Below are 22,976 nucleotides of genomic sequence, written 5' to 3'. Positions count from 1 at the left end.
TGCTGAATGGTCATGGGGCGGTATCTCAGAGATACCGCCCCATGACCATGTCCAGACGCGAGTCTCACACCAGCAGGGGTGCGAGGGACTTCTTATCGGCCGAGGTGCAGAAGGCCGCCTGCAGGGCACTGCGCTGCACCGAGAGAGCATCGTCGCGATTCCAGTTGAGGACCCGGGACGCCAGTGACAGTTCCCGGGACGTCGTCGTACGGCTCATGAGGCGGTTGTCGCAGCTCAGGGTGAGATTGAACCCTGCCGGCCACAGCACCGACAGCGGATGATCGGCAATCCTGCGACAGATGCCGGTCTGGGTGTTGGACGACGGGCAGACCTCCAACGGCACCCGGTGGGACAGCACCCGTTGGGCCGTCGGACCCCAGCCGGATGCGTCGCGGTCCTCAACGATGCGCACTCCGTGACCGAGACGCTCTGCCCCGTGGTCGAGGGCGTCGCGAACCGACTCCGGGCCAGCGGCCTCGCCGGCATGGACGGTGAGGTGGATTCCGGCTGCCTGGACGCGCTTCAAGGCATCGGTGAACGGGGCCAGGGGGAAACCGTCCTCAGGGCCAGCAATGTCGACCCCCACGACCCCCGGAGCATGGTTGACGGCGAGGTCGACGACGTCTTCCGGGACGTCGAGCTGTCTCATGAGGCACAGGATCTGTCGTGCGATGATGGTTTTGCCCGACCTGGAGGCGGACTCCATCCCCTCCAGGAGGCCGGCTTGGACTGCCTCGGTGGCCTCCGCTGCGGTCAGACCATCTTCGAGATGCTGCTGGGGAGCCCATCGAGTCTCGGCGTACACGACTCCGTCGGCCGCCATGTCCTCGACGAATTCTCGCGCTATGCGGCGCAAAGAGTGGGCATCTTGCATGAGGGCGACGGTTTCGGTGAAAGTGTCGAGGTATCTGGCCAGGGAACCGGAGTCAGCGGCCTCGAGGAACCATTCGGCAAGCCCCTCGGGAGTGTTGGCAGGAACGGGTCGGCCGCGCTCGGCAGCGAGGTCCAGAACTGTCGCCGGACGTAACCCGCCGTCGAGATGATCGTGCAACACGACCTTGGGGAGACTCATCGCTTCAGCCGAATCCATGCGCCGGAGTCTATCGACGGTGCTTCCGTTCCGAAGTCGCCTTCGGCAATCCCAGAGCTGATGCGCGAAATTCCCCGTCACAGGGGTGGTCCTGGCTCTGGAATGACGCGCGGCTCGGGGAACTGACGAAAATCGTCATGGGAGGTGGGGAGTGGCGTCAGCCTGGCGGAGGAAACTGGTGGTCCGGGTGGGTGCCGGTGCCGGGCAACGCTCCAAGGGTTGCCGCTTGCCGGAGCATCAGTCATGAATTGGCCCCGGGAGCCGAAGGCCCGGGGCCATTTGCACACTCAGGCGCGTTGATCCAGCGGTACGTAGTCGCGCAGGTCAGCTCCGGTGAAGATCTGACGCGGACGCCAGATCTTGTTTCCGCCGGTGGCCACCTGCTCGCGGTACTGGGCGATCCAGCCGGGCAGACGACCCAAGGCGAACAGTACGGTGAACATGTTCATCGGGAAGCCCATCGCCTCGTAGATGAGACCGGTGTAGAAGTCGACATTCGGGTAGAGCTTGCGCTCCTTGAAGTAGTCGTCGCTCAGCGCGGTCTCCTCAAGCTCCTTGGCGATCTCGAGAAGATCCTCGCGACCGGTGTGGAGCTCCATGATGCGATCGGCGTGCTTCTTGATGATGGCGGCTCGCGGATCGTAATTCTTGTAAATACGGTGGCCGAAGCCCATCAGCTTGATGTCGGACTCCTTGTCCTTGACCCTGCGGACGAACTCCTTGGTCGTCATGTCGGAGTCACGGATGTACTGCAGCATCTCGAGGACGGCCTGGTTTGCGCCACCGTGCTTCGGGCCGGACAGCGCATTGACGCCGGCGGCCACTGCGGCGTACATGTTCGCACCCGACGAGGCGACCATGCGAACGGTCGAGGTCGAACAGTTCTGCTCGTGATCGACGTGCAGGATGAGGAGAGTCTCCAGAGCCCTGGTGATCTCGTCGTTGAACTCGTACGGCTCGGTCGGGAAGCCGAAGCTCATTCGAATGAAGTTCTGGACGTAGCTCAGCGAGTTGTCTGGGTACAGGGTCGGCTGGCCCATCGAGTTCTTGTAACCGAAAGCAGCCAGGGTCGGGGCCTTGGCGATCAGACGGGTGGTTGCAGCCTCAATCTGATCGGGATCAGTTCCCGACGACTTCTGGGAGAAGGTCGACAGAGCCATGATGCCGGCGGCGAGCACGGGCATTGGGTGGGAGCGACGAGGGAAGCAACGGAACAGGTCTCGCATTCGCTCATCGATGAGGGTGGTGCGGCGAATTCGTTCCTCGAATCCCTCCAGCTGGGCCTTGCTCGGCAGTTCGCCGTAGAGAACGAGGTAAGCGGTCTCGAGGAAGGTGGACTGCTCGGCGAGTTGCTCAATGGGGTAGCCGCGATAGCGCAGAATGCCCTTCTCGCCGTCGATGTAGGTGATCTGAGACTCGCAGGACGCCGTGTTGACGAATCCGGGGTCGATCATGACGTTGCCGGTCTTGTTGAGCAGACCCCCGATGCCGTAACCCACCTGGCCGTCAGTGGCGACAACCTTGCCGAAATCGAGTTGGGTGTCTTCGTCGACAAACCTTGCACTCGAACCCATCGTGCGATCCTTCCTGGCGGCCGCGTCCGGACATCACCGGTGGCCGGGTATACGTGGACGGGTGGCACTACGGGTTCGTTCCCGAGCGTCACCACGGTGTGAACTATGGCACAGCCAAGGCTACGGCTCGCCGGTGCAAATCACCAAGAAACCGGCATATTGGTCGGCATGGTTGAGGGTTCCGCGGGTCGGGTGACAGTTTTCGACACCGGCCCGACGGACCCCCGGCTGACGAGACGCGCGTCGGGGTGGCCCGCCCATCGGCGAGCCACCCCCCACGAGGAGTTGGACTCAGTCCCTCGTCATCAGTCGAGGACGGTGTAGGTGATCGGGGTCGTTCCCTGTCCGAGATCGGCGATCTCGGCGAAGGAGGCACGTGAAAGGTCGACGCAGCGACCGGCGACGTACGGGCCACGGTCGTTGATCCGGACGACCACCGAGCGACCGTTACGGACGTTGGTGACGCGGATGTGAGTACCCAGGCTCAGGGACTTGTGAGCGGCGGTCATGGCGTTCGGGTTGAACTGCTCGCCCGAGGCGGTCGACTGCGGCTCGTCGTAGAACGAGGCGACGCAGCGTGCATCGGCGCGACCCGAACCCTTGTTCGAGTCACCGTCCTTGGCGTGGTGACGCGAGGGACGGGTCGTGTCGCGGCTGGTGTCTCCACCCTTGTGCTTGACGGGCTCGGCGTGCTTGATGGGCTGGGCGGCGGGCACCTTGCCGCTCAGGTGGGTGCGGTAGACCCAACCGGTGTGGCCGTTGGCGCGGACCTCGACCCAGTTGCCGCGGGCGTCGCCGGTGACCTTGACGCCGGTTCCTTCGGCCAGGGAGGTGACGATGCTGGCCTTGGGGGTGGGGGCGGTGCGCACGTTGACGCCGCTGGTGGTGTGGGTGGAGGCGTCGTCCTTGGCATGCTTGGTGGACTTGGCGGGCTTGGAGTGCTTGACCGGTTCGGCGTGCTTGATGGGCTGGGCGGCGGGCACCTTGCCGCTCAGGTGGGTGCGGTAGACCCAACCAGTGCGGTGGCCGGCGCGAACCTGCACCCAGTTCCCGTGAGCCTCGCCGGTGACCTCGACGCCGGCGCCGTCAGCCAGCTGGTCAATGACCTGCCCGGACGGAGACGGAGCCGTGCGCACGTTGACGCCGCTGGTGGTGCGGGTGGCAGCGTTGTCGAGGGCCGGACGGTTCGTGTCACGGCTGGTGGACGAGTCGCCCTTGGTGTCGGTGTTCGGCTTGGCCGGAGCGGGGGCTGACTTGCCGGTGGTGAGGTAACGACCGTAGATCCAACCCGACTTGCCATTGACGGAGACAGGGACCCAGCCGCCGTCGGGACGACCGGTGACCTGAACCTCCTGACCACGCTCGGCGACGGTGAGGACCTTGCCGGCATTGGCGGAGTCGTCACGAACGTTGACCGGGACGGTCGCGATCATGGTGTCAGGGAGCGGGTCGGACCCAAAACGTACCGGGCGGATGCTCTCCTCAGTGAGGAAGCGCTGGTAAATCCAGCCGGTGGTTCCGTTCACGGCGACGGGGATCCACCCGCGCACCTTCTCGCCGGTAACCTGCACCGACTGGCCACGGGCCACGACGGTGAGCACCTTGCCGGAGTTGGAGGATGCAGAGCGCACGTTGACATCCGTTGTCGCGTACATCGTCTGCGTGTTAGCTGCGTGTGCGACCGCACCGATGACGGCGGGTGCAACAACGCTGATACCGGAGGTGAGGGCGATGGTGGCGGCAGCACCTCGGACTGAGCGCTTGGGGCGGATCACGGTGTGACTTCCTCTCGCCAATGAAGGCATCGGGGCTTTCGATCCCGGCGTTTCCGGGACGGGTGGGACATTAGGAATTGCCGACCGGTGGACTCAAAGACATTGAGGGTTCGAGCGTGTCGCGTCAACTGTCGTCAAGGTGCTCTGGTTGACGTAGCGAACCGCGCTGTAAAGCCAAAAGACGGCGTCAAGGAGTGAGGACCCCCTGACATGGTGAAACCCTCTACCTTGTATCGAGGTAGAGGGTTTCACCGTGTATCGAGGAATCGACTCAGAGTGCGCTCAGCTTCTGCCAGCCCTCCCAGTCATAGCACCAGCAACCGATGCCTTCGTCGGGCTTGAACTGTCGGTTCGACCCGGTGTTCATGACGGGGTCACCAGCCGAGCACAGGTTGTACAGCCACTTGGCATTCGCGGTGGACATGCCGATACAGCCGTGGGAGACGTTCGCAGAGCCCTGCGAGCCCGCAGACCAGGGCGCGGCGTGGATGAACTCTCCGGTGTTCGTCACTCGCATGGCGTACTTCACCTTGACGTTGTAGTACCCACTGCTCCCCTTGGGGACGCCGACGGTCGACGAGTCCATCACCTTGACAGCGTTGCGTTCGATGATGACCTTGGTCCCCGATCGGGTCGTGGTTCTCGCACCGGGCTTTCCGGTCGTCACCGGGATGGTGCGGACGGTCTTGCCGTTGACGACGACGTCCATCTTGTGCTTGGCGATGTACACCTTGAGAATCCGCGAATCACCGACACGGAGGGACCCGGTGACGTTGTTCGTGATCCAGCGGTGGCTCGACGTCGGTAATCCGGTGAGGTCAGCCTTGACGCTGACCTTGGTGCCGGCTTCCCAGAACTTCTTGGGACGCCACGCGAGCTGGGACTGGTCGAGCCATCCCCACGCCCCCTCTTGGTTGGGCGAGACGTCGATCTCCATCGCCTCCTGGATCTTGGCGCGCATGTCAGCGTCGATGACGTCCTTGCGGAACTTGATGATGACAGGCATGCCGACGCCGACGGCGGCATCCTTGTAGAGCATCTCGGCGACGTTGACGTCACCGTCAAGGCTCTTGACCTTCGTGGTCACAGTGGTCGTCGCCCCGGCATGGGGATCCGTGTTCGTCAGGGTCGCCGTCACGGTGTAGCGGGTGTTGAGGCTCCACGGTTCCTCCGGGGTCCAGGTACTCTCCTTGAGAGTTCCCTTGACCTCCCCGTCATCCTTGTCGGTGACCTTGACGTCCTTGAGAGCACCATTGACGACGGCGAACTTCAGGGCGTCGCCAGGCTGCAGCTCGGTGATCGGGTGGTCCGAGGTGATCGTCAGAGCTGCTGGGGTTGGGGTCGGAGTGGGCGTCGGGGTCGCGGACGATTTACCGGCGTTGCCTCCGGGGCCAAAGCCGTCCCCGCCCAGGGACGTCTTGGCACAAGCAGCAACAGTCATTGGCAGAGCCACGGCACTTGTGGCCATAACCGAACGCCGGGTCAGTCTCGACGGCACAGTACCTCCATGTTTTGAGTGCGAAATGAGAGCCATGGTCCATTTCGATGGGAAGACGAACGGGATATATCGTACAGCGCCGGACCGGCGACTCCCCAAACGTCAACTGGGCCGAAACGGGAACGTTCACTGCCCGCTGATCGGCCTCGGACGGTCCTTCCATGGGGGTAGGCAGTCATGATTTCCAGCTACTCTTTCATGGACATCACCGTGCGAAACTGATCTGGAGGCATCTCATGTCTGACGGCGACCCGACCCCGCCCCGCCAGCGCCCCGACTGGCTGACCTGGCTGATCGTCGTCATCGTGACGATCATTGGCATGACGATCCTCGGGCTGTGGGCGTGGGCCATGGCCCGGTGATTCGTGGTGGCAGTTGGAGCTTGTCTGTGCGGTTGCAATGAAGTGAGAACGGATCTCGCCACGACACATTCCCGTAGCTAGTATGCAGACAGGAAGGCCGGCACCCTCCTAGCCGGAATGTGAAGATGCGATTTCTTTCAGGTAATCCCGTGAAGGCCGCTGTTGTCATTACGATCGCTGCGGCCAGTCTGTCCTTGACCGCCTGTGGTGGGAATTCCGACCCTTCCAAGGCTGCCGACAAGGCAACAAGCGTCGCCACCAGTGCAACCCCTACTCCTGCACCGGATCCGATCTTCACGAAGGGAAAAGTCAACAGGGATGATTTTTCTCATGATCTCACCGAAGGTTTAAAGAAGATGAGGACGTACCACATGGAAGGCTCCATGGGTGTCGCAATGTCTGGTGAGAAGCACACCATGAAGCTGTCCTCCGACTACGACGGCCATGATCAGTCGGCTCCGAAGGCGCATGTCCTTGTGTCTGCTCCCGATGAGGGGAAGGATGCAGACGTTGTCATCCTGGGCAAGGACGTCTACCAGAGGAGCGGATCGAAGTGGGTCAAGAGCTCCAAGACTGGTGTCGGTATGGGCCAGGCCGATGTCGCGAAGACCGTCCGCGAGTCCACCAATGCGATGGAGTCCGTGACCTATGTGGGTGAAGATTCCCGCGGGCATCGGTTCGACGTCGTGCTCGATCCGGCCAAGATGGGCGGGAGAGAGGCGGCCGCCACCATGAATCAGAAGGTGAAAACGACGTACTGGCTCGACGATGCCAAGCGGGTCGTCGGGATGAAGATGTCGACGGGCGCCGAAGGGGCTGGCGTCACGATGGACATGACCCTGTCGAAGTTCGCGGAGCCCGTCAGGATTCCCAAGGTTTCATGAAGAATCAGTGATTCTGGGTCGTCCTACCGTCAGGGTGGGACGACCCAGTTGCGCCAGGGAGCGCCTAACATCGAGGGTGGGAAGGCCGGCACACCCCCAGCCGGACAAATGCATGCGAGTGTTTTCAGGTACCCCGTTGAAGGTTGCTGCCCTGGCCCTGGTTGCAACGACGAGCTTGTCTCTGACTGCGTGTGATGGTGGATCAAAGGCTGATGACAGTCACACCAGCTCCGCAGCAGCTGACCCGCTGTCCAAGAAGGGGAAGGTCGACAAGGCGAGGTTCATCAAGGAGGTCAAGACCTCCATGGCGACGGTGAAGACCTACCGCATGGAGACCTCTCTGGACGGCTCGATGAATGGCCAGAAGATGAATATGAAGGCCACCACGGACTACGACGGCACGGATTCTTCCAAGCCCAAGGCTCACATGGTCACGACCACCCCTGAGTCGAGCGGGACCCTCGAGCAGGTGATCATTGACGATCAGACGTACACCAAACAGGGGTCGAAATGGCAGAAGACTCCCTCTCAGACCAAGAGCAAGAAGAACGATCCCGGCGACATGGCGGTTGGATTCACCCAGGGGATCGACAACCTGACTTACGTCGGCAAGGAATCCCGAGGCCATCGTTACGACGCCACCGTTCCGGCGGCCTCCGGTGGTGCCACCCCGAGCGCGTCGTCGAGCACTGGCCAGAAGAAGACCACTGGCAAGGTCACCTATTGGCTCGACGATGCCAAGCGGTTCAAGGGCATCAAGATGTCGATGCCGTCAGGGCAGGGCGGGGACATGGCTGTTGATGCCACCTTCTCCAAGTACAACGAGAAGGTGAAGATCCCGAAGGTCGCCTGAGTGCTGCTTCCCGATTTCCCCTGACGATAATCGTCAGGCCACCGGTTCGATCAGACAAGGGTCGGCCGGGTCGATCCTGCTCACCGAGTTGACGCGACGATCGACCCGGTCGACCTTCAGTTCGTTCGCGATCAAGTCACGTGCCTTGCTGATGTGGGCGGCCAGTCCCCGTGCCTGGGCCGCGTCGAGGCAGGCAGGATCGAGCCATTCGTCGAGGTCATTGTCGGTGAGGAAGACCGGCATCCGATTGTGGATCTGGCCAGCGGCGTCACGGGAGGGAGCGGTGATGATCGCCACCGTCGTCTCAAAGCCGGCGTCGATTTTTCGCGTCGCGGCGATGGCTGCTGCACTCAGGAGTCCGGACCCATGTATGTAGTGGGGAATTTTGTCACCGCGCTCCCCGGTCCACTCGAAATACCCCGTCATGGGAACGACGCAGCGCTGGGAGGCCATCGCGGTACGAAACATCCCATTGGTGGCGATGGTCTCGAGGCGTGCGTTGATGGGGCTGGGTCCTGGATTCCTAGCCCAGCCAGGCCGGAACCCCCACCTCGCGGGGGCGAGGACCCGGGTGTCGTCCTCCTGGTGGAGGACAAGGACGATCGTCGACGGGGCGATGGAGTACCGCGGCTGCCAAGGGATGGCGAGGTCACTGCCATAGAGGTGCGCGACCTGGTCGCCGTCCATCCCGAGACTGAAACGTCCACACATGTGAACCAGATTGCCACGGTCACGGCTGGTCGGACCTGCGCGTCACGAGGAAGAGTCGCGTAATGACCCTGGCTAGTTGTAACCACCATACAGGTTAGGTACATCGGGCTGGTCAGAGACAGCTGTGGCTGGACACGGGCGAGGGCCTGTGGGTGGAGTGTGTTGCTACCACACAAAGCACGACTCCCAAGAGGCCCTCATGACCCACTGTAATGCCTCGTTGTCCGAAACCGGACGTTTGCGCCTGGCCTGCTGCATTGTCGAGGATGGCGGTTCCCTGCGTCGGGCCGCCGAACGCTTCAACGTTAGCGTCACCACGGCCCAACGCTGGGCACAGCGCTACCGCGCCCACGGGCCGGCCGGAATGCGTGATCACTCCAGCCGACCCCACCACCAGCCCCGACGGGTCTGCCGTCGCACGCAACGATGGGTGGTGGGATTGCCCATCACCCACCAGTGGGGCCCAGCACGCATCGCCTACCACCTACGCCACCAGCACCTCAGCGTCTCGACTGTCGGCAAGATCCTGCAACGCTACGGATGCCCACCCCTGACCTGGATCGACAAGGCCACCGGCGCCCGGCTACGCGCCCAGCCCACACCCGTCCGCTACGAACACGACACCCCCGGTTGGCTGGTCCACGTCGACATCAAGAAGCTGGGCCGGATCCCCGACGGCGGCGGCCACCGCATGGTCGGACGCGCCCAAGGAGTACGCAACCGTGGCTGATCCGCCAGCGGGGGTGGGTATCACTACATCTACAACGCCGTCGACGACCACTCCTGCCTGGCCTACGTCGAGGTCCTCAGCGATGAGCGCAAGGACACCGCCGCCGGGTTGTGGACCAGGGCCCAGGCCTGGTTCGCCAGCCAGGCCATCACCGTCAAGCGGGTCCTGACCGACAACGGCTCCTGCTGCCGGTCCAAAGTCTTCAACAAGGCACTCAAAGACACCCACATCACGCACAAGTACACCCGGCCCTACACGCCCAAGACCAACGGCAGGGTCGAGCGGTTCAACAGGACCCTGGTCGCCGAGTGGGCCTACGCACGGCCCTACGCCAGCGAGACCGACCGCCTGGCCGAACTCCCCGGCTGGCTGCACCACTACAATCACCACCGCGGGCACACCGCGCTCAAAGGCACATCACCCGCCGACCGCGTACCTAACCTGTCCGGCGATTACACCTAGACCTCAGTGCGGGGTTTGGCGAGACGTCGTCACAGGTTGCTGACGGGAGCGCCCTCGTGGCCTCGTCCTCATCCCAATCGGCGGACCGAGCAACCGTGGCTCCCGGCGGGTGGCGGCTGGAGTTCTCGTGTCCGCCAGAAGCGTTGTACGAGCGGCTCCGCGAGCATTTGCAGCGCTGGGGCAAGGCACATGACGCGAGAACGTTGCCCGTTGTCAAGCATGTGCGTGGCGACCTACCGGCCGCTACAGGGGGCGGTGATCGCCACCGTGTCGAGAACTGGAGCTTCGACGTCGCATCGGCTCAGCTGCGAAGGTCGAGCCCCACCGGGGCGGCCGACGAAACGCCCGTCGTCCACCTCTCGGTGGTGGAGGCTGATGCCCGGATTCCTTGGATCCGGCTTCTCGCCACCGAGATGGTATCCATATCCCCTCCGTCCCCCGACGGGTCGTGTTCTGCCGATATCGAAGTCTTGCTGCAGCGAGACCACGCAGCGATCAGCGTTGTTTCCTGCACCCACTTAGCCTCATGATGGATCTGTTCCCTTCGCCCTCACAGGAGAGAAAATGAGCCAAGGTTCACCCCTAGTGGTACGTGATCAGGTCAATCAAGACCTGGTATACATGCCTATGGACGCGGCAACCGCACGAGAGATTGCGGATGATTGGAAATACCCGCCTCCTTATGATTTCTATGACATGACGGCGGATCCCGGGGATTATCGTGAATTCGTTACTCCCGAGCTGTGGCCGGAATTCTTCCTTCAAGTGCGGCAGGCCGGTCAACTTATCGGTTTCCTTTCCGGAGCTTTTCCGGCTCATCCCAGTGAACGGTGGGTGGTGAGGTTGTAGGCAGGGGTCGAGGCCCTCGATGATGGAGGTTCCTACCCCGTCCATACCGAGAGCCTCGATGTGTTCAACGCTACCTTCTGTCGTCCGGATCTGACTACCTTCCTCGGCTTGGCCGACCTCGGCTTGGAGGCGATCGGGCTCCGTCTCGAGGCTGGTCGTGCTGTGATTGAGTGTGTCCCGATTAGCGACGACAGTTGGTGCCATCGCTGCGGATGTCGGGGTGTTCGGCATGGGGTCGTGGACCGTTGGTTGGCGCATATTCCGTTGGGTTGGCGCCCCACGATGCTGCTGGTTCGCCTGCCCAGGTATCGCTGTCGCGGGTGTGGTTGCTGTTGGCGTCACGACCTGGAGTTGGCTGCTGGGCCGCGAGCCAAGATGACTCGTGCCGCGGTCTGCTGGGGGCTGGAAGCACTGGTGGTGGATCGGCTCTCTATCTCGCGGATAGCGGCGGCGCTCGGGGTCGCTTGGGACACCGCGAACACCGCGATCCTCGACGCCGGGCAGCAGTTGCTCATTGAGCATCCTGGCCGTCTGAACGGGATCGAAGTCCTGGGTGTTGATGAGCATGTCTGGCGCCACACTCGGCTGGGCGACAAGTACGTCACGGTCATCATCGACCTCACACCGGTCCGCGATGGCAGCGGTTCGTCCCGGCTGCTCGCGATGATTCCCGGGCGCTCCAAGGCAGTGTTCAGGACTTGGCTCGATCAGCAGTCCCAAGACTTCCGTCAAGGAGTCGAGATCGTGGCGATGGACGGCTTTACTGGGTTCAAGACCGCGGCCGCTGAGGCGATCCCTGATGCGGTCACGGTCATGGACCCTTTCCATGTCGTCAAGCTCGCCGCAGACGCTTTGGACGCGACCCGACAGCGGGTCCAGCAGGAAGTCCATGGGCATCGCGGCCGCAACCATGATGCGCTCTATCAGGCCCGGCGGCTACTCCATACCGGCTTGGATCTGCTCCGACCACGACAGATCGAGCGACTCGAGGACCTGTTCGCCTGCGATGATCACGTCGGCGTCGAGGTGACATGGAGCGTCTATCAGCAGCTGGTCTCGGCTTACCGGAGCAAGGACGCCACAGCCGGGAAGGCCTCGCTCGCCCGCATCATCGAGTCGCTGGCCCACGGGGTCCCCAAGGCTCTGCCCGAGTTGGCAAGACTTGGCAGGACGCTCAACAAGCGCCGCAGCGACGTCCTGGCGTTCTTCGATCATCCCGGCACCAGCAACGGCCCTACCGAAGCGATCAACGGACGGCTCGAGCACCTCCGCGGGACCGCTCTCGGGTTCCGTAACCTGACCAACTACATCCGAAGGGCAATACTCGACACCGGCGGTTTCAGACCCGCCTTCCACCGATGATTGGGAAGAGCCGCTTTTCCGGAAGGGGGCGATGGTTTGGAGATTGGGCTAGGGATGCGCCCCGACCTTACCGGCGCCGGTTTGGGGCGGAACTTCATGAGGTGCAATTTGGCGAGGATTCGCCAGGAATACCCAGGCGTGGAGATTCGCCTGTCGGTCGCGTCATTTAATCTGCGGGGCATCAAGGTGTATGAGGCCAGTGGGTTCAAAGTTATTCGCTACTTCAAGCAGGTGACCAATGGCGGGGAATACGACTTCGTCGAGATGAAGCTCGGCGGGTGAAGCATCACTCGATCCCATCCATGGCGGACCGTAAGCTAGTGAAGAGAGATGTATGACTACCACACCCAGAATTCCGAAAAGTGTGTTTTGGCGGGTAGCCGCAACCTCCGGCCTCGGAGAGCTCTCGCAGGGGGTGGCCGACGTTGCCCTGCCACTCATCGCGGTGGGCGCCCTTGGCGCAACTGGATGGCAGGCGAGCGCCGTGACCGCGGCCGAGTCCGCGGGATTGGTCCTTTTCGGGCTCTTCGCGGGCTTAGTTGCCGATCGTCACAATCGAGTATCCGTCATCACGACCGCCAACGTGCTGCGCGCCGTGGCGTTCCTCGCGCTGCCGATAGGGGGGCTCTTTCAAGTAGTGAGCATTCCTATGCTTATCGCTCTTGGAGTCATCGCGGGCGCGTGTGGCATCTTCGCCGACACCGCAGCTCAAGCGCTGACCCCCAGCATCGCATCAGAGGAAGAGCTGCTGGCACGCAACTCCCAGCTGCACGCCGTGGACTCGGCGACCCAAATCGGGGCCCCTGCGCTCGCAGGAGCGATGATCCAATGGTTAGGTAGCCACGTCGCCGCTGGCGTGACGTCCATCGGCTACTTCTTGGCGGCCGCCCCGCTGATTGGTTGCAGGAAGATCGACGCCGCCAGGGTCCCCGGCACGGCAACCGCCGCCGAGCAGCGGAGCCTCTTTCGGGAGCTTAAGGTCGGATTCAGGGAGCTCTGGCACCAACGCGAGCTGTGAAGCACCATCGCCTGTACGGCAACATTCAACTTTGCCTACGGAATGCTACAGCCTCTGTTCTGTCTATTTCTGCTGCGAGAACTTGGTGTCAGTGAGGGTATTGTCGGCTCAATTCTCGCGATGGGCGGCCTTGGCTCTGTGCTGTCTGCCATCTTCGCCGAAAAGCTGGTTGCAAGGATCGGGATTGGTGCCGCCATCTGGATGCCGGCGCTCATCGCGGGATGCAGTATCTCGGCGCTGGCGTCACTCAGTCCGCGCACTGCTCTCGTCGTGGGAGGGATTCTACAAGCGGTCTTGTCGATTTCGGTCACCGTATACAACATCACTGTCTTCACGCTGCGTCAGGCCAGCACATCGCCGGACATCCTAGGTCGGATCAGCGCCTCCAGTCGTGTGATCGTGTGGGGAACGGCCCCCCTGGGAAGCTTGCTCGCCGGCTCATCCATGGCTTTCCTCGGGATCCGAGGTTCCTTGGTCGCATCAGGTTTGATTGCCTGCCTGTCGGCTCTATGGATCCTCGCCTCCCCGATCCGAAAGGTGCAACACATGACGGAGTTCCGACGTGATCACTGAAGTCCCGAATTCGGCCGGAGCGACGTCAGCGCCTCCGGCTCCGCGGCGTGTGCAGTACCGGAGCGACTGCCTGCTGCGCAGCGCTGGATTCCCGGTGGCAACGTTGCATGTTCTGCGCAGGAAACCGTCCGCTAACGTGGCCGAGTCCTCCATCAGAGCTCAAGACCTCGACGAACTGTTCATCGAACAGGTTGCGCGAATTTGTCGAGAGACGCCTGTCGGGGAGGCGTTAGCGTGGCAAAACCCGGGCATCCTGCAGAACAACCTGACAACTCTCGAACCGGTCAACAACCGCAAGAACCGGCGCCGGGCAGATGCACTGTTTGCCTATATCTCGCGCTACGTGGCCAAGAATGACACCATCGGTTTCTTTGGCCCCCTTTGCTGGGGTACCATCGATCAGTCGACGCGCACGTCCTTCGTGGCCCAAGAGCCTGCCCTGGGGCGGCGTGAGATCTACTTCGAGTCGTGGGCGGTCGACGAGCTAGGTGTCCGGGATCAGCGCACCTCGTCGGATACCGTTCGTCCCACCGGTGACATCGTCAGCCACCACTGCTCGCGGGGACGACGGTGAGCGGAGTCGACGAGGGAAGGCATCGTCTCCATCTTGCTGGGGCGCATGTCCGACTCGTTGACACCGATGAACCACGGCCCGTCCTGGTGGGCGGCCAACTCGTCGTCAATGAGGTTGAGAGCGCGATACGCGAGACGATTGGCCAGCAACCGGTCGAAGGGGGAGGGCGACCCACCTTGCTGCATGTGCCCCAGAACCACTTGGCGCACGTCGTACATGCCGTGGGATTCCTCCTCCAGTAGTCGAGCGATGAAGTCGGTGGTGTAGTTGCGGGAGGCGTTCTCGTTGCGAACGGCCAGGAATAGACGCCGTCCGTGGGCGAAGGACTCCCGCAACCAGTGGACGTCATTGGCCAGATCGTCCAGGGAGATGCCGTCCTCATTGGTGTAGATCCGCTCGGCACCGGCGGCGATGCCGGACATCAGGGCGAGGTATCCGCAGTCGCGCCCCATCGTCTCGACGACGAAGCACCGACGCGAGGCGATGCCGGACTCCTTGATCTTGTCCATCGCCTCGACGATGACGTTGAGGGCGGTGTCGGCACCGATGGACAGCTCGGAACCGGGGAGGTTGTTGTCGATCGAGGCCGGTATGCACACCGTCGGGATGCGGAAGGCGGGGTAGCGGTCCCGTTCCGTCGTCATGGTGTGGATGCCCTCGTAGGCCGAGTATCCGCCGATGACGAGCAGGGCGTCGATGTGGTTGTCCTCCAGTGCGCGGCTGACGGCGTAGAGGTCACGGGTGCTCGGGGTTTCGCGGCGGGTGCCCAGCTCAGCACCGCCTTCCCCGGCCCAGCCCTCGACGTCACTCCAGGCCAGTTCCGACATGTCCCCGGCAGCCAGGCCGACGAATCCGTTGTGGATTCCGATGACGGTGTGGCCACGAGAAATACTCAACCGGACGGCTGCGCGGGCAGCAGTGTTCATGCCCGGGGCAGGGCCGCCGGCGTGCATGATCGCAATCCGCTTGCGGTCGGCGTCCTCGCCCCCCTCGGTCTTGGTGCGAGCGGGCTCGCTGAGCTCGGTGAAGATGGCGTCCATCTCGACGAAGGAGCGTCCCCTCATCCTCATGGCCTCGTTGTAACGCCCCTGCTCGATGAGACCGGGCACCGACTTGGTGTCGGCGACGGCCTTGACGAGGGGCAGACGGTGGATGCGGTTAGCGCCGGTTCCGATGACGCGCCCCTCGGCCTCCGGGGTCGTCGAAAGTACCTCGTGAACGGCGTGGTAGCCGAGCCAGGTGGAGGCCCAACGGTCGTAGGCCGAGGGGCGTCCGCCGCGCTGGACGTGGCCCAGGATGGTGACGCGGGCGTCCTCCCCGAGCTTGTCCTCGAGGACCTGACGGACGTACTCGGAGGTGATGCGGTTACCGGCGCGATCGGTGGCTCCCTCAGCGACGATGACGATCGAGTCCCGGCGCCCCGACTGTCGACCGCGCTTGAGCTCGGCACACATCCGATCTTCCCAGCCGTCCTCCGGTGGACGCTCCGGGATGAGCACATAGTCGGCGCCACCGGCGACTGCCGCCATGAGGGCGAGATAGCCGCAGTGACGACCCATCACCTCGACGACGAAGGATCGCTGGTGGCTGGCAGCGGTGGAGGTGAGGTCGTCAATGGCATCGACGATGCGGTGCAGAGCCGTGTCCGCGCCGATGGTCATGTCGGATCCGACGAGATCGTTGTCGATGGAACCGACGAGTCCCGCGATCATGAGGGAGGGGTGCTCGCGGGCCACCTCGGGGCTCACCCGACCCGTGTCGACGAGTTCGGCGACGAGATCGGTCCACTCGGTGCGCAGCACGTCCAAACCAGTGAGCGAACCATCGCCACCGATGACGACGAGACGATCAATTCCGTGCTCCAAGAGGTTCTGAACGGCCTTCAGCCGACCTGAGCGTTCGCGCATTGCCTTGCAGCGGAAGGTGCCGATCACGGTGCCGCCACGGTTGAGGATCGAACCGACATCACCCCATCCGAACTTCCGGATGCCGTCGCCTCCGTCGATCATGCCTTGGTAGCCCTCGTAGATCGCATAGACCTCGGCTCCCACGCTCAATGCAGAGCGCACCACGGCGCGGACAGCGGCATTCATTCCCTGGGCGTCGCCACCGCTGGTCAGGATGCCGATGCGCAACCCACGACCGTCGGGGAGGGTTGGGGTAAGCCTCAATTCGTCATCAACACGCACAGTTCAATATTGCCGCGTCAGAGTGGCCGGAGGGTGAACTGTGACGGTGGGGACGGTGGGTCGGGGATTTTCGTCTCTGGTGCGGTGAGCGTTCGGTGTTGCGGCGGGGAGGGTGACCCTCGGGCTGACCATCCCAGGTCGTCAGGACTCAGGAGTGCTCGTCGGGAACTGTCTCGAGGTCGTCCATCCATGCCCGGGCCACGGCGTCGGACGGCATTCGCCAGTCACCGCGCGGGCTCAGGGACCCACCGGCGACGACCTTGGGTCCGTTGGGCAGGGTGGAGCGCTTGAACTGGTTTCCGACGAATCGACGCAGGAACAGCCGCGTCCAGTCCTTGATGGCCGACAGGTCATAGGAATGGCGGTCCTCGTCATGGAACCCGGGTGGCCAGGACCCCACCGAGGCGTCGCGCCAGGCGTGATGGGACAGAAAGACGATCCGGCTGGGACGCATCCCGTGGCGCAGTAGGTGGTAGAGGGTGAAGTCCTGCAACTCGTAGGGGCCGATCTTCGCCTGGGTGGACTGGATCTTCTCTCCGGGGCGAGCCGGGACGAGCTCGGGGGAGATTTCCGTCCCCAGAACGGACTCAAGGACGATATTGGTGGCTTCGTTGAACTGGCCCGACGAAATGCACCACCGGATGAGATGTTGGATGAGGGTTTTCGGCACGCCGGTGTTGACCCCGTAGTGGCTCATCTGGTCGCCGACGCCGAAAGTGCACCACCCCAGGGCTAGCTCGGACAAGTCTCCGGTGCCCAGCACGATGCCGCCCCGCTGATTGGCGATGCGGAAGAGGTAGTCGTAACGCAGACCAGCCTGGACGTTCTCGAAGGTGACGTCATAGACGTCGGCCCCGTCACCGGCCGGGTGCCCCATCCCCCTGAGCATCTGGGTGGCTGCCGGGCGGATGTCCAACACCTCGCAGGGAATGCCGAGTGTCTGGCACAGGTCCAGGGCGTTGTTTTTGGTGTGGTCGGTGGTGGCGAACCCTGGCATCGTGAAGGCGAGGATGTCGGTGCGGGGACGGCCCATCTGGTCCATCGCCTTGGCAGCGACGAGTAGGGCATGGGTGGAGTCGAGGCCTCCCGAGACGCCGATGACGACCTTGGGAGCTCCGATCGACTCGAGGCGACGACGCAGGCCGTAGACCTGGATGTTGTAGGCCTCGTAGCAGTCCTGGGCGAGCTGGTCTGGCTCGTTCGGGACGAAGGGGAACCGGTCGACGGGCCGCTCGAGACCGATGTCCTCATGGGTCGGGTCGAGGGTGAAGGTGTTGGTGCGCCATTCCTCGTTGTGGGCACGAGCGTCGGACTGGGCCAGGGCGTTGTCGTCGAAGGACCCTTGCCGCATCCTCTCCTGACGCAACAGGTCGAGGTCGGTGTCAGCCAGGCAGTACCCGGGCTCGGGGGAGAACCGGTCGGTCTCGGCCAACAGGGTGCCGTTCTCGTAGATCATCGCCTGGCCGTCCCAGGACAGGTCGGTGCTCGACTCCCCGGGGCCGGCGGCCGCGTAGACGTAGGCCTGAAGGTTGCGCGAGGACGTCACCTTGCACAGTTCGTGTCGCTGGCGGGACTTTCCGACGGTGATCGGGGAACCCGAGAGGTTGACCTCGACGACAGCGCCTGCGAGAGCGGCCTGGGAGGACGGGGACACCGGAACCCACAGGTCCTCGCAGACTTCCACATGGAAGGTGAGGTCCGGCAGGTCTGAGGCCTGGAAGAGCTGGTGGGGTCCGAAGGGGACCTCGGTCGAGGCCACGTGAGATTTCTGTCGCCCCGACAGGTCGATCGTCCCGCTGGTGCCTGCACCAGCCGCGAAGTGACGCTTTTCGTAGAACTCCCGGTAGTTGGGGAGGTAACTCTTGGGCACCACACCGAGCACCTGGCCACGGTGGACGACGACCGCGCAGTTGTACAGCCGGTTCCCCCTCTGCAAGGGAGCCCCGACGACGATGACCGGGAAGAGCTCGCGGGAGGCCTGACGCAGGGTCTCGATGGCGTCGATCACGGCATCGAGGACGACGTCCTGGAGCAGCAGGTCGTCGATGGCGTAGCCGGTCAGGCAGAGCTCGGGGAAGACGGCGATAGCCACGTCACGAGAGTTGAGCTCCCGGCAGGTGTCGAGAATTCCCGCCACGTTCGAGGCAGGGTCACCGATGTGCACCGTCGTGGTGCACGCCGCGACTCGTGCGAAACCTTGGTCATATGCCGAGTGGAAATTCCCCTTCATGGGGTCAGTCTCGCAGAACCTGGGGTGCGGAAGCCCTGTTCACCCCAGTTCGCTGCTGCGCGGGGGATTTGCGCCGGCCCGAGAGACGGTGATGGCGGCGATGTGGTCTGCCCGCTGCATCACCTGTCGAAAAACGTCAGGCTGGATGCGGCCGAGATCCATGCGGTGCTCGGCCCCCAGCAGCCCGGTGGTCCACAAACTGTCAATGGTCGCCGACATGAAGGAATCCCCGGCACCGACGGTGTCGACAACCTCGGTTCGCTCCCCGGGGACGCGAATTTCGACACCAGCGGCCGTCATGGCCACCACGCCGTGTTCTCCCATCGTCAGGATGCCAATTTTGGGCCCCAACCCCATCCAGTCGGTGAGCATTTCGACCGGGTCAGCCCCCTCGCCCAGCCATTCCAGGTCCTCGTCGGAGGCCTTGACGACGTCGGCGAGTCGGACGAACTGCTCGACATCGTGGCGCGCAGCAGCTGGATCACCGAGCAGGCTGGGACGGCAGTTCGGGTCAAAGGTGATCGTCGCGCAGTCCCGGGCGGCGGCAACCGTCTGCGCCACCGCCTGACGTCCCGGCTCGATCCCGCACGCCAATGACCCGGTGTGGACGACGACGCAGTCATCGGGAATCGTGACCGACGGCAATGCCCACTCGAGGTCGAACTCGTAGCTAGCCTGGCCTCCCGTCAGGGTGGCGGTGGCCGTGGGGGTGCGCTCGGCTCCCCGTGACGGCCCGCTGAGACGGACGTTGTCGGCACCGACATGGGCCTCGATGCTCCGGCCGTGGTCGTCGGCACCGATCCAGGTGGCCAACTCGACATCGCGTCCCAGGCGGGCCAGCCCAACCGCCACATTCATGGGGGATCCGCCGGGGTGTTCGCTCACCCGTCCGGCATCATTGACGACGTCGATCAGTGACTCCCCGATGACAAGTGCGGTGGACATGACCTCTCCTCCCGATGGTGCCTCCAGTCTCTCGCACCCCGCGCAGCCGTCCTGGTGGAGGGCCAACCGTCGTTCTGCTACCAGCGTTGTATTCGGATAGCCAGGTTGCGGCCTCTAGACTGGATTTGATGATCGCCTCCGGAAGCACCCCGACCCCGGAACCGCGCGCCGGCTCTGGCCTCTGGCGCGGCGGTGGTTTCTTCGCTGCCCTGGTGGCAACGGTGTGCTTGGTCGCTGGCTGCGGATCATCCATGCCGGCAGTGACGCCGTGTATCGATTCCGTTCCGGGCGCGGGTGATCTTCGTGCTCGTCATCGCTACCCTGTGACGTGCCCGACCGCTTCTCCCGAGTTGACGGCCAAGGCGTCCCCGAGTGAGGAGGCCCCGGACGGGCCGACTGACAAGGTCGGTGCCGACGAGCCCGATAACTCTGCCAGCCCCCAGACTGACGAATCGAGGCCCTCGATTCCCGGGCCGACTCCACCTCCCGCATCCCTGGCGGTGGGTGAGAAATCCTCGGCAGGCGCTGGAACTTATGTGCTGTGGGTCAAGGCGGAGAATCACGTCTACCTCGTTGACGACGGTGTGGTGAAGCGCGCGATGCTCACCACCGCGGAGCCGTGGAAAACCCCGGTCGGGGACTATGAGATCGAGTACAAGGTTCAACATGCCGCATCAACCGAGGATGGCATTCGCTGGTACATCCCCAATTTTCTGGCTTTCTATCAACGCCCGGGAGCGATCGGCCACATTGGCTTCCACCAGATCCCGTGGGACGAGAAGACTAAGAAACTTGCTCAGCCCGTCTACACCCTGGGCATGCCGGGGTACTCGAGTCACGGCTGCGCGAGGTTGGCTCCGAAGGACTCGGAGGCTCTCTACAACTTTGCCCATGAGGGCACAAAGGTAAAGGTGCGGTGAGGGTGAAGGTGCGGTGAGTCGTCGACGCGACGAGGAGAACACCCTCGACCTGAGAACACGGCTGGGCCACAGCGTCGACCACGAGGACGTCGACTCGGGGAATCGCGACACCCTGGGGGCGACGACGGAGTCGGCTCGGGTCAGTAGGTCTGCCGGTGCTTTTGTCGCGGTCATGGCCATCACCGGACTGGTGTGGGGCCTCAGCCTGGCGATCTGGGCTGTGACGCCCGGGGCGAATGGCACCAGCGGAACCATGCCGGCACGCGGCTGGTTCGGAAGCCTCCTCGTCGGTCTGCTCTACGCGATGGGGGTGGCGGTCATCCTCATCATCCCGGTCGTCCTGCTGGCAGCTCTGCTGGGGGCGAGGTTGGAGCGGCGGAGGAGGCAGCGCCTCGCTGGCGGGATCGTCGGGGGAGTGACCGTTTTGCTCGGAGGGGCGGGTTTGTACGCCTTGATACCGGTGTTCTCGGCGGTGGCCGAGGTCACCTGGCCTGCCCTCCTGTTAGCCATCGGGCTGGGGGCCTGGTGGGGTCCCTGGGTCATCGAGGGCCGCCGCTCGCGATGAGGCCGCAACGACAACCGTGGCCTAGAGTGTGAGGCATGACACAGAACACCCCTGTCGTTCCCACCCCTCCCAAGGCCCTGACGATTTCTGCCTGGGTCGCGGTCGCGTCCGTGATCATTCAGGCTGCGTTGGCCTGCTTCATGCTCTCCGGTGTTCACGGGCTCGGCGACGTGCACATGGGATTTGGAATTCTGACCCTGGTGGCCGCCATCGTGGCTGCCGTCCTGGCTGTCATGTGGAAGCGTCACGGTGGCCCGTCGTCGATCGTCGGTCACGCCGTGGGCATGGCGGTGTTGGTCCTTGTCCAGTACGGCCTCGGCGAGATGAGCAGTGGCGGTGCGGTCAAGTGGATCCACGTGATCCTGGGCGTCGTCATCGTCGTCGGGCTGCTCGTTCTGCCCCAGTCGATCGCCAAGTCTTCCCGGAAGTGACGCGGGCTGGCGTCAGCAGGTAATTCTCGCCGTCAAGGCCCCGGTGACAGCCATCAGGTCTGATGGTGACAATTCCACCGACAGCCCGCGACGCCCGCCCGAAACCAGCACTCGCGGCTGCCCCAGCACCGATTCATCGATGCACGTGGGCAGCCGCTTTTTCTGTCCAAGTGGCGAAATCCCCCCGACGATGTACCCCGTTGAGCGCTCAGCTGCCGCGGGGTCGGCCATGGCGGCTTTTTTCGCACCCATCGCGGATGCGAAGGCCTTGAGGTTGAGCTGGCCACTCACCGGGACGACGGCGACGGCGAGTTTTCCCGAGGGAGCGAGCTCGACGATGAGGGTCTTGAGCATGATGTCCGGGTCGAAGCCGAGTTTTGCGGCCCCCTCGTCACCGAAGTGGTGGTTCGACGGGTCATGGTCGTAGCTGTGGAGGACGTGAGCCACCTTGGCCTTGGCAAGGGCTTTCGTGGCTGGGGAGGCAGAGTCAGAGGCAGGCATCAGTCCTCGAATCCGGCCCACACACGCAACCGGTGGGTCATCTCGTCGTCCTGGGGGGCTGGGCGACCGTCAATACTCAGGATGGGGACGATGCCGCGAATCGATGACAGTAGCCAGGCCCCTTGTGCTCGCAAGACCTCGTCGCGCCTCATGAGGCGGGTGGAAGTCTTGACCCCGTCGTCGTCAGCGGCTTCGAAGACGGTGTTGACGGTGATGGAGCTGAGGATCCCAGTGGCGCCGGTGGGGGTTGTCCACAGTCCGTCGGCAGCTTGGACGACCAACCCTGAGGTGGGCCCTTCAAGCAGGTAGCCCTCGGTCGAGGTGAAGATGACGTCGTCGGCGCCCTGGGACTTGGCGTAACGCAGCGCCGCGACGTTGACGGCATACGACAAGGTCTTGACGCCGCCGAGGAGCCACGGTGCATCGGCGAAGGACTCGCTCGTGACCCCTCGCGACAGGCACAGCACGTCGATTCCTTCCCTCTCCTCCTTGTGGGTTTCGGAGAGGGGAGCGATGATGAGGAACCCACGTGGCGGTCCGGGGACGACCTCGCGGCCGTTGGTATAGACGAGTTTGAGGGTGGCCTCTCCGGGGAGGCGCCAGGTACGCGCTGCATCCTCGATGAGGTGCCGCCATGAGTCCATGTCAGGGGTGGGGCCATCCACGCCTGCGATCGATCGGGCGAAGCGGGACAGATGCTCCTCGAGATGATCGATTCGGGACGTCCCATCCTGTGCGGTGACGATACGGGTTGCGTCGAAAACTCCGTCCCCACGCAGCAGCCCGAGATCGTCTCCATGGCACACCATGGTCGAGGGCGGCACGTCCCCTTCGCCAAGTATGGCTAGTAGGTATGGAACACTTGAACTCATGCGTTCAG

General features: G+C 63.5%; 21 protein-coding genes and 1 pseudogene. 12 read left to right on the top strand and 10 right to left on the bottom strand.

Features of this window, described 5'->3' with window-relative positions:
- Nucleotides 1-64 precede the first annotated feature (64 nt).
- The 4 genes from ACP8LP_RS11880 to ACP8LP_RS11865 all read right to left on the bottom strand — a co-directional run bounded on the left by ACP8LP_RS11880 (nt 65) and on the right by ACP8LP_RS11865 (nt 5,880).
- Nucleotides 65-1,090 carry an adenosine deaminase gene (locus ACP8LP_RS11880; RefSeq protein WP_063279430.1) on the bottom strand — a complete coding sequence of 342 codons (1,026 nt, stop codon included), beginning with the start codon at nt 1,088-1,090 and terminating at the stop codon, nt 65-67.
- A gap of 287 nt (nt 1,091-1,377) precedes the next feature.
- Entirely contained in the window at nt 1,378-2,664 is a 1,287-nt protein-coding gene (locus ACP8LP_RS11875) for a citrate synthase (protein ID WP_063279431.1), read from the bottom strand.
- A 305-nt stretch (nt 2,665-2,969) separates the two neighbouring features.
- The gene (locus tag ACP8LP_RS11870) at nt 2,970-4,439 is read right to left on the bottom strand and encodes a septal ring lytic transglycosylase RlpA family protein (RefSeq protein ID WP_063279432.1); all 1,470 of its coding nucleotides are present in this window, start codon (nt 4,437-4,439) and stop codon (nt 2,970-2,972) included.
- A gap of 271 nt (nt 4,440-4,710) precedes the next feature.
- Nucleotides 4,711-5,880, bottom strand: a complete 1,170-nt coding sequence (locus ACP8LP_RS11865) for a L,D-transpeptidase (protein ID WP_036976372.1) — start codon at nt 5,878-5,880, stop codon at nt 4,711-4,713.
- A gap of 293 nt (nt 5,881-6,173) precedes the next feature.
- Between ACP8LP_RS11865 and ACP8LP_RS11860 the strand changes: the two genes are divergently transcribed.
- The 3 genes from ACP8LP_RS11860 (at nt 6,174) to ACP8LP_RS11850 (ending at nt 8,036) form a co-directional block, all read left to right on the top strand.
- The gene (locus ACP8LP_RS11860; protein ID WP_016666492.1) at nt 6,174-6,299 is read left to right on the top strand and encodes a hypothetical protein; all 126 of its coding nucleotides are present in this window, start codon (nt 6,174-6,176) and stop codon (nt 6,297-6,299) included.
- A gap of 149 nt (nt 6,300-6,448) precedes the next feature.
- A complete protein-coding gene (locus ACP8LP_RS11855) occupies nt 6,449-7,183 on the top strand; it encodes a hypothetical protein (protein ID WP_083940448.1) in 735 nt (244 codons plus the stop codon).
- Between the two features lie 136 nt (nt 7,184-7,319).
- Nucleotides 7,320-8,036: a LolA-like protein gene (locus tag ACP8LP_RS11850; RefSeq protein WP_279187107.1), complete on the top strand. Its 717-nt coding sequence runs from the start codon at nt 7,320-7,322 to the stop codon at nt 8,034-8,036.
- A gap of 33 nt (nt 8,037-8,069) precedes the next feature.
- On the opposite strand, the gene ACP8LP_RS11845 is transcribed toward ACP8LP_RS11850, so the two are convergent.
- Nucleotides 8,070-8,747 (bottom strand): SOS response-associated peptidase, encoded by a 678-nt coding sequence (locus ACP8LP_RS11845; RefSeq protein ID WP_016666489.1) that lies wholly within the window; start codon nt 8,745-8,747, stop codon nt 8,070-8,072.
- Nucleotides 8,748-8,946: 199 nt separating this feature from the next.
- Here ACP8LP_RS11845 and ACP8LP_RS11840 point away from each other — a divergent pair.
- The 6 genes and pseudogenes from ACP8LP_RS11840 to ACP8LP_RS11815 all read left to right on the top strand — a co-directional run bounded on the left by ACP8LP_RS11840 (nt 8,947) and on the right by ACP8LP_RS11815 (nt 14,315).
- Nucleotides 8,947-9,939 (top strand): annotated as a pseudogene (locus tag ACP8LP_RS11840) (IS481 family transposase).
- 909 nt (nt 9,940-10,848) lie between these two features.
- Nucleotides 10,849-12,150, top strand: a complete 1,302-nt coding sequence (locus ACP8LP_RS11835) for an ISL3 family transposase (RefSeq protein ID WP_221268287.1) — start codon at nt 10,849-10,851, stop codon at nt 12,148-12,150.
- A gap of 138 nt (nt 12,151-12,288) precedes the next feature.
- The gene (locus ACP8LP_RS11830) at nt 12,289-12,432 is read left to right on the top strand and encodes a GNAT family N-acetyltransferase (protein WP_484483182.1); all 144 of its coding nucleotides are present in this window, start codon (nt 12,289-12,291) and stop codon (nt 12,430-12,432) included.
- Nucleotides 12,433-12,484: 52 nt separating this feature from the next.
- On the top strand, nt 12,485-13,168 hold the full coding sequence (locus ACP8LP_RS11825) for an MFS transporter (RefSeq protein ID WP_334338702.1): 684 nt from the start codon (nt 12,485-12,487) through the stop codon (nt 13,166-13,168).
- Nucleotides 13,169-13,288: 120 nt separating this feature from the next.
- Complete coding sequence (locus ACP8LP_RS11820) at nt 13,289-13,741, top strand: MFS transporter (RefSeq protein WP_036975568.1); 453 nt, start codon at nt 13,289-13,291, stop codon at nt 13,739-13,741.
- A gap of 136 nt (nt 13,742-13,877) precedes the next feature.
- Nucleotides 13,878-14,315 (top strand): lantibiotic dehydratase, encoded by a 438-nt coding sequence (locus ACP8LP_RS11815; RefSeq protein WP_065673092.1) that lies wholly within the window; start codon nt 13,878-13,880, stop codon nt 14,313-14,315.
- Here the strand turns inward: ACP8LP_RS11815 and ACP8LP_RS11810 are convergent.
- The 3 genes from ACP8LP_RS11810 to ACP8LP_RS11800 form a co-directional block, all read right to left on the bottom strand.
- On the bottom strand, nt 14,240-16,486 hold the full coding sequence (locus ACP8LP_RS11810; RefSeq protein ID WP_252908506.1) for a 6-phosphofructokinase: 2,247 nt from the start codon (nt 16,484-16,486) through the stop codon (nt 14,240-14,242). The genes ACP8LP_RS11815 and ACP8LP_RS11810 overlap by 76 nt on opposite strands.
- 166 nt (nt 16,487-16,652) lie before the next feature.
- A complete protein-coding gene (locus ACP8LP_RS11805; RefSeq protein ID WP_462575100.1) occupies nt 16,653-18,734 on the bottom strand; it encodes an NAD(+) synthase in 2,082 nt (693 codons plus the stop codon).
- Nucleotides 18,735-18,773: 39 nt separating this feature from the next.
- Nucleotides 18,774-19,679, bottom strand: coding sequence for a carbohydrate kinase family protein (locus ACP8LP_RS11800; protein ID WP_484483181.1), 906 nt, complete (start codon nt 19,677-19,679; stop codon nt 18,774-18,776).
- Nucleotides 19,680-19,693: 14 nt separating this feature from the next.
- Here ACP8LP_RS11800 and ACP8LP_RS11795 point away from each other — a divergent pair, with 14 nt between their 5' ends.
- Genes ACP8LP_RS11795 through ACP8LP_RS11785 form a run of 3 tightly spaced genes read left to right on the top strand, consistent with a single transcriptional unit; the run spans nt 19,694 to nt 21,595 of the window.
- Nucleotides 19,694-20,599 carry a L,D-transpeptidase gene (locus ACP8LP_RS11795; protein ID WP_315968708.1) on the top strand — a complete coding sequence of 302 codons (906 nt, stop codon included), beginning with the start codon at nt 19,694-19,696 and terminating at the stop codon, nt 20,597-20,599.
- Nucleotides 20,600-20,612: 13 nt separating this feature from the next.
- Entirely contained in the window at nt 20,613-21,164 is a 552-nt protein-coding gene (locus tag ACP8LP_RS11790) for a hypothetical protein (protein ID WP_484483180.1), read from the top strand.
- A gap of 35 nt (nt 21,165-21,199) precedes the next feature.
- The gene (locus ACP8LP_RS11785) at nt 21,200-21,595 is read left to right on the top strand and encodes a hypothetical protein (RefSeq protein ID WP_016666476.1); all 396 of its coding nucleotides are present in this window, start codon (nt 21,200-21,202) and stop codon (nt 21,593-21,595) included.
- 12 nt (nt 21,596-21,607) lie between these two features.
- On the opposite strand, the gene ybaK is transcribed toward ACP8LP_RS11785, so the two are convergent.
- Nucleotides 21,608-22,096, bottom strand: coding sequence for a Cys-tRNA(Pro) deacylase (ybaK, locus tag ACP8LP_RS11780; protein ID WP_016666475.1), 489 nt, complete (start codon nt 22,094-22,096; stop codon nt 21,608-21,610).
- Entirely contained in the window at nt 22,096-22,968 is an 873-nt protein-coding gene (locus tag ACP8LP_RS11775; RefSeq protein ID WP_016666474.1) for an aminodeoxychorismate lyase, read from the bottom strand. Before ACP8LP_RS11775 ends, ybaK begins: the two co-directional genes overlap by 1 nt.
- Between the last annotated feature and the right edge of the window lie 8 nt (nt 22,969-22,976).

The sequence above is a fragment of the Cutibacterium sp. LaCa_89 genome, assembly GCF_058177555.1.
This window is presented reverse-complemented; position numbering and strand designations above follow the sequence as displayed.

What these genes read in the sequence shown, in the direction of transcription:
- ACP8LP_RS11875 (WP_063279431.1), bottom strand. Translation starts at nt 2,664, where the DNA reads ATGGGTTCGAGTGCAAGGTTTGTCGACGAAGACACCCAACTCGATTTC.
- ACP8LP_RS11845 (WP_016666489.1), bottom strand. Translation starts at nt 8,747, where the DNA reads ATGTGTGGACGTTTCAGTCTCGGGATGGACGGCGACCAGGTCGCGCAC.
- ACP8LP_RS11860 (WP_016666492.1), top strand. Translation starts at nt 6,174, where the DNA reads ATGTCTGACGGCGACCCGACCCCGCCCCGCCAGCGCCCCGACTGGCTG.
- ACP8LP_RS11795 (WP_315968708.1), top strand. Translation starts at nt 19,694, where the DNA reads ATGGTGCCTCCAGTCTCTCGCACCCCGCGCAGCCGTCCTGGTGGAGGG.
- ACP8LP_RS11880 (WP_063279430.1), bottom strand. Translation starts at nt 1,090, where the DNA reads ATGGATTCGGCTGAAGCGATGAGTCTCCCCAAGGTCGTGTTGCACGAT.
- ACP8LP_RS11775 (WP_016666474.1), bottom strand. Translation starts at nt 22,968, where the DNA reads ATGAGTTCAAGTGTTCCATACCTACTAGCCATACTTGGCGAAGGGGAC.
- ybaK (WP_016666475.1), bottom strand. Translation starts at nt 22,096, where the DNA reads ATGCCTGCCTCTGACTCTGCCTCCCCAGCCACGAAAGCCCTTGCCAAG.
- ACP8LP_RS11865 (WP_036976372.1), bottom strand. Translation starts at nt 5,880, where the DNA reads ATGACTGTTGCTGCTTGTGCCAAGACGTCCCTGGGCGGGGACGGCTTT.
- ACP8LP_RS11800 (WP_484483181.1), bottom strand. Translation starts at nt 19,679, where the DNA reads ATGTCCACCGCACTTGTCATCGGGGAGTCACTGATCGACGTCGTCAAT.
- ACP8LP_RS11805 (WP_462575100.1), bottom strand. Translation starts at nt 18,734, where the DNA reads ATGAAGGGGAATTTCCACTCGGCATATGACCAAGGTTTCGCACGAGTC.
- ACP8LP_RS11825 (WP_334338702.1), top strand. Translation starts at nt 12,485, where the DNA reads ATGACTACCACACCCAGAATTCCGAAAAGTGTGTTTTGGCGGGTAGCC.
- ACP8LP_RS11785 (WP_016666476.1), top strand. Translation starts at nt 21,200, where the DNA reads ATGACACAGAACACCCCTGTCGTTCCCACCCCTCCCAAGGCCCTGACG.
- ACP8LP_RS11820 (WP_036975568.1), top strand. Translation starts at nt 13,289, where the DNA reads ATGGGCGGCCTTGGCTCTGTGCTGTCTGCCATCTTCGCCGAAAAGCTG.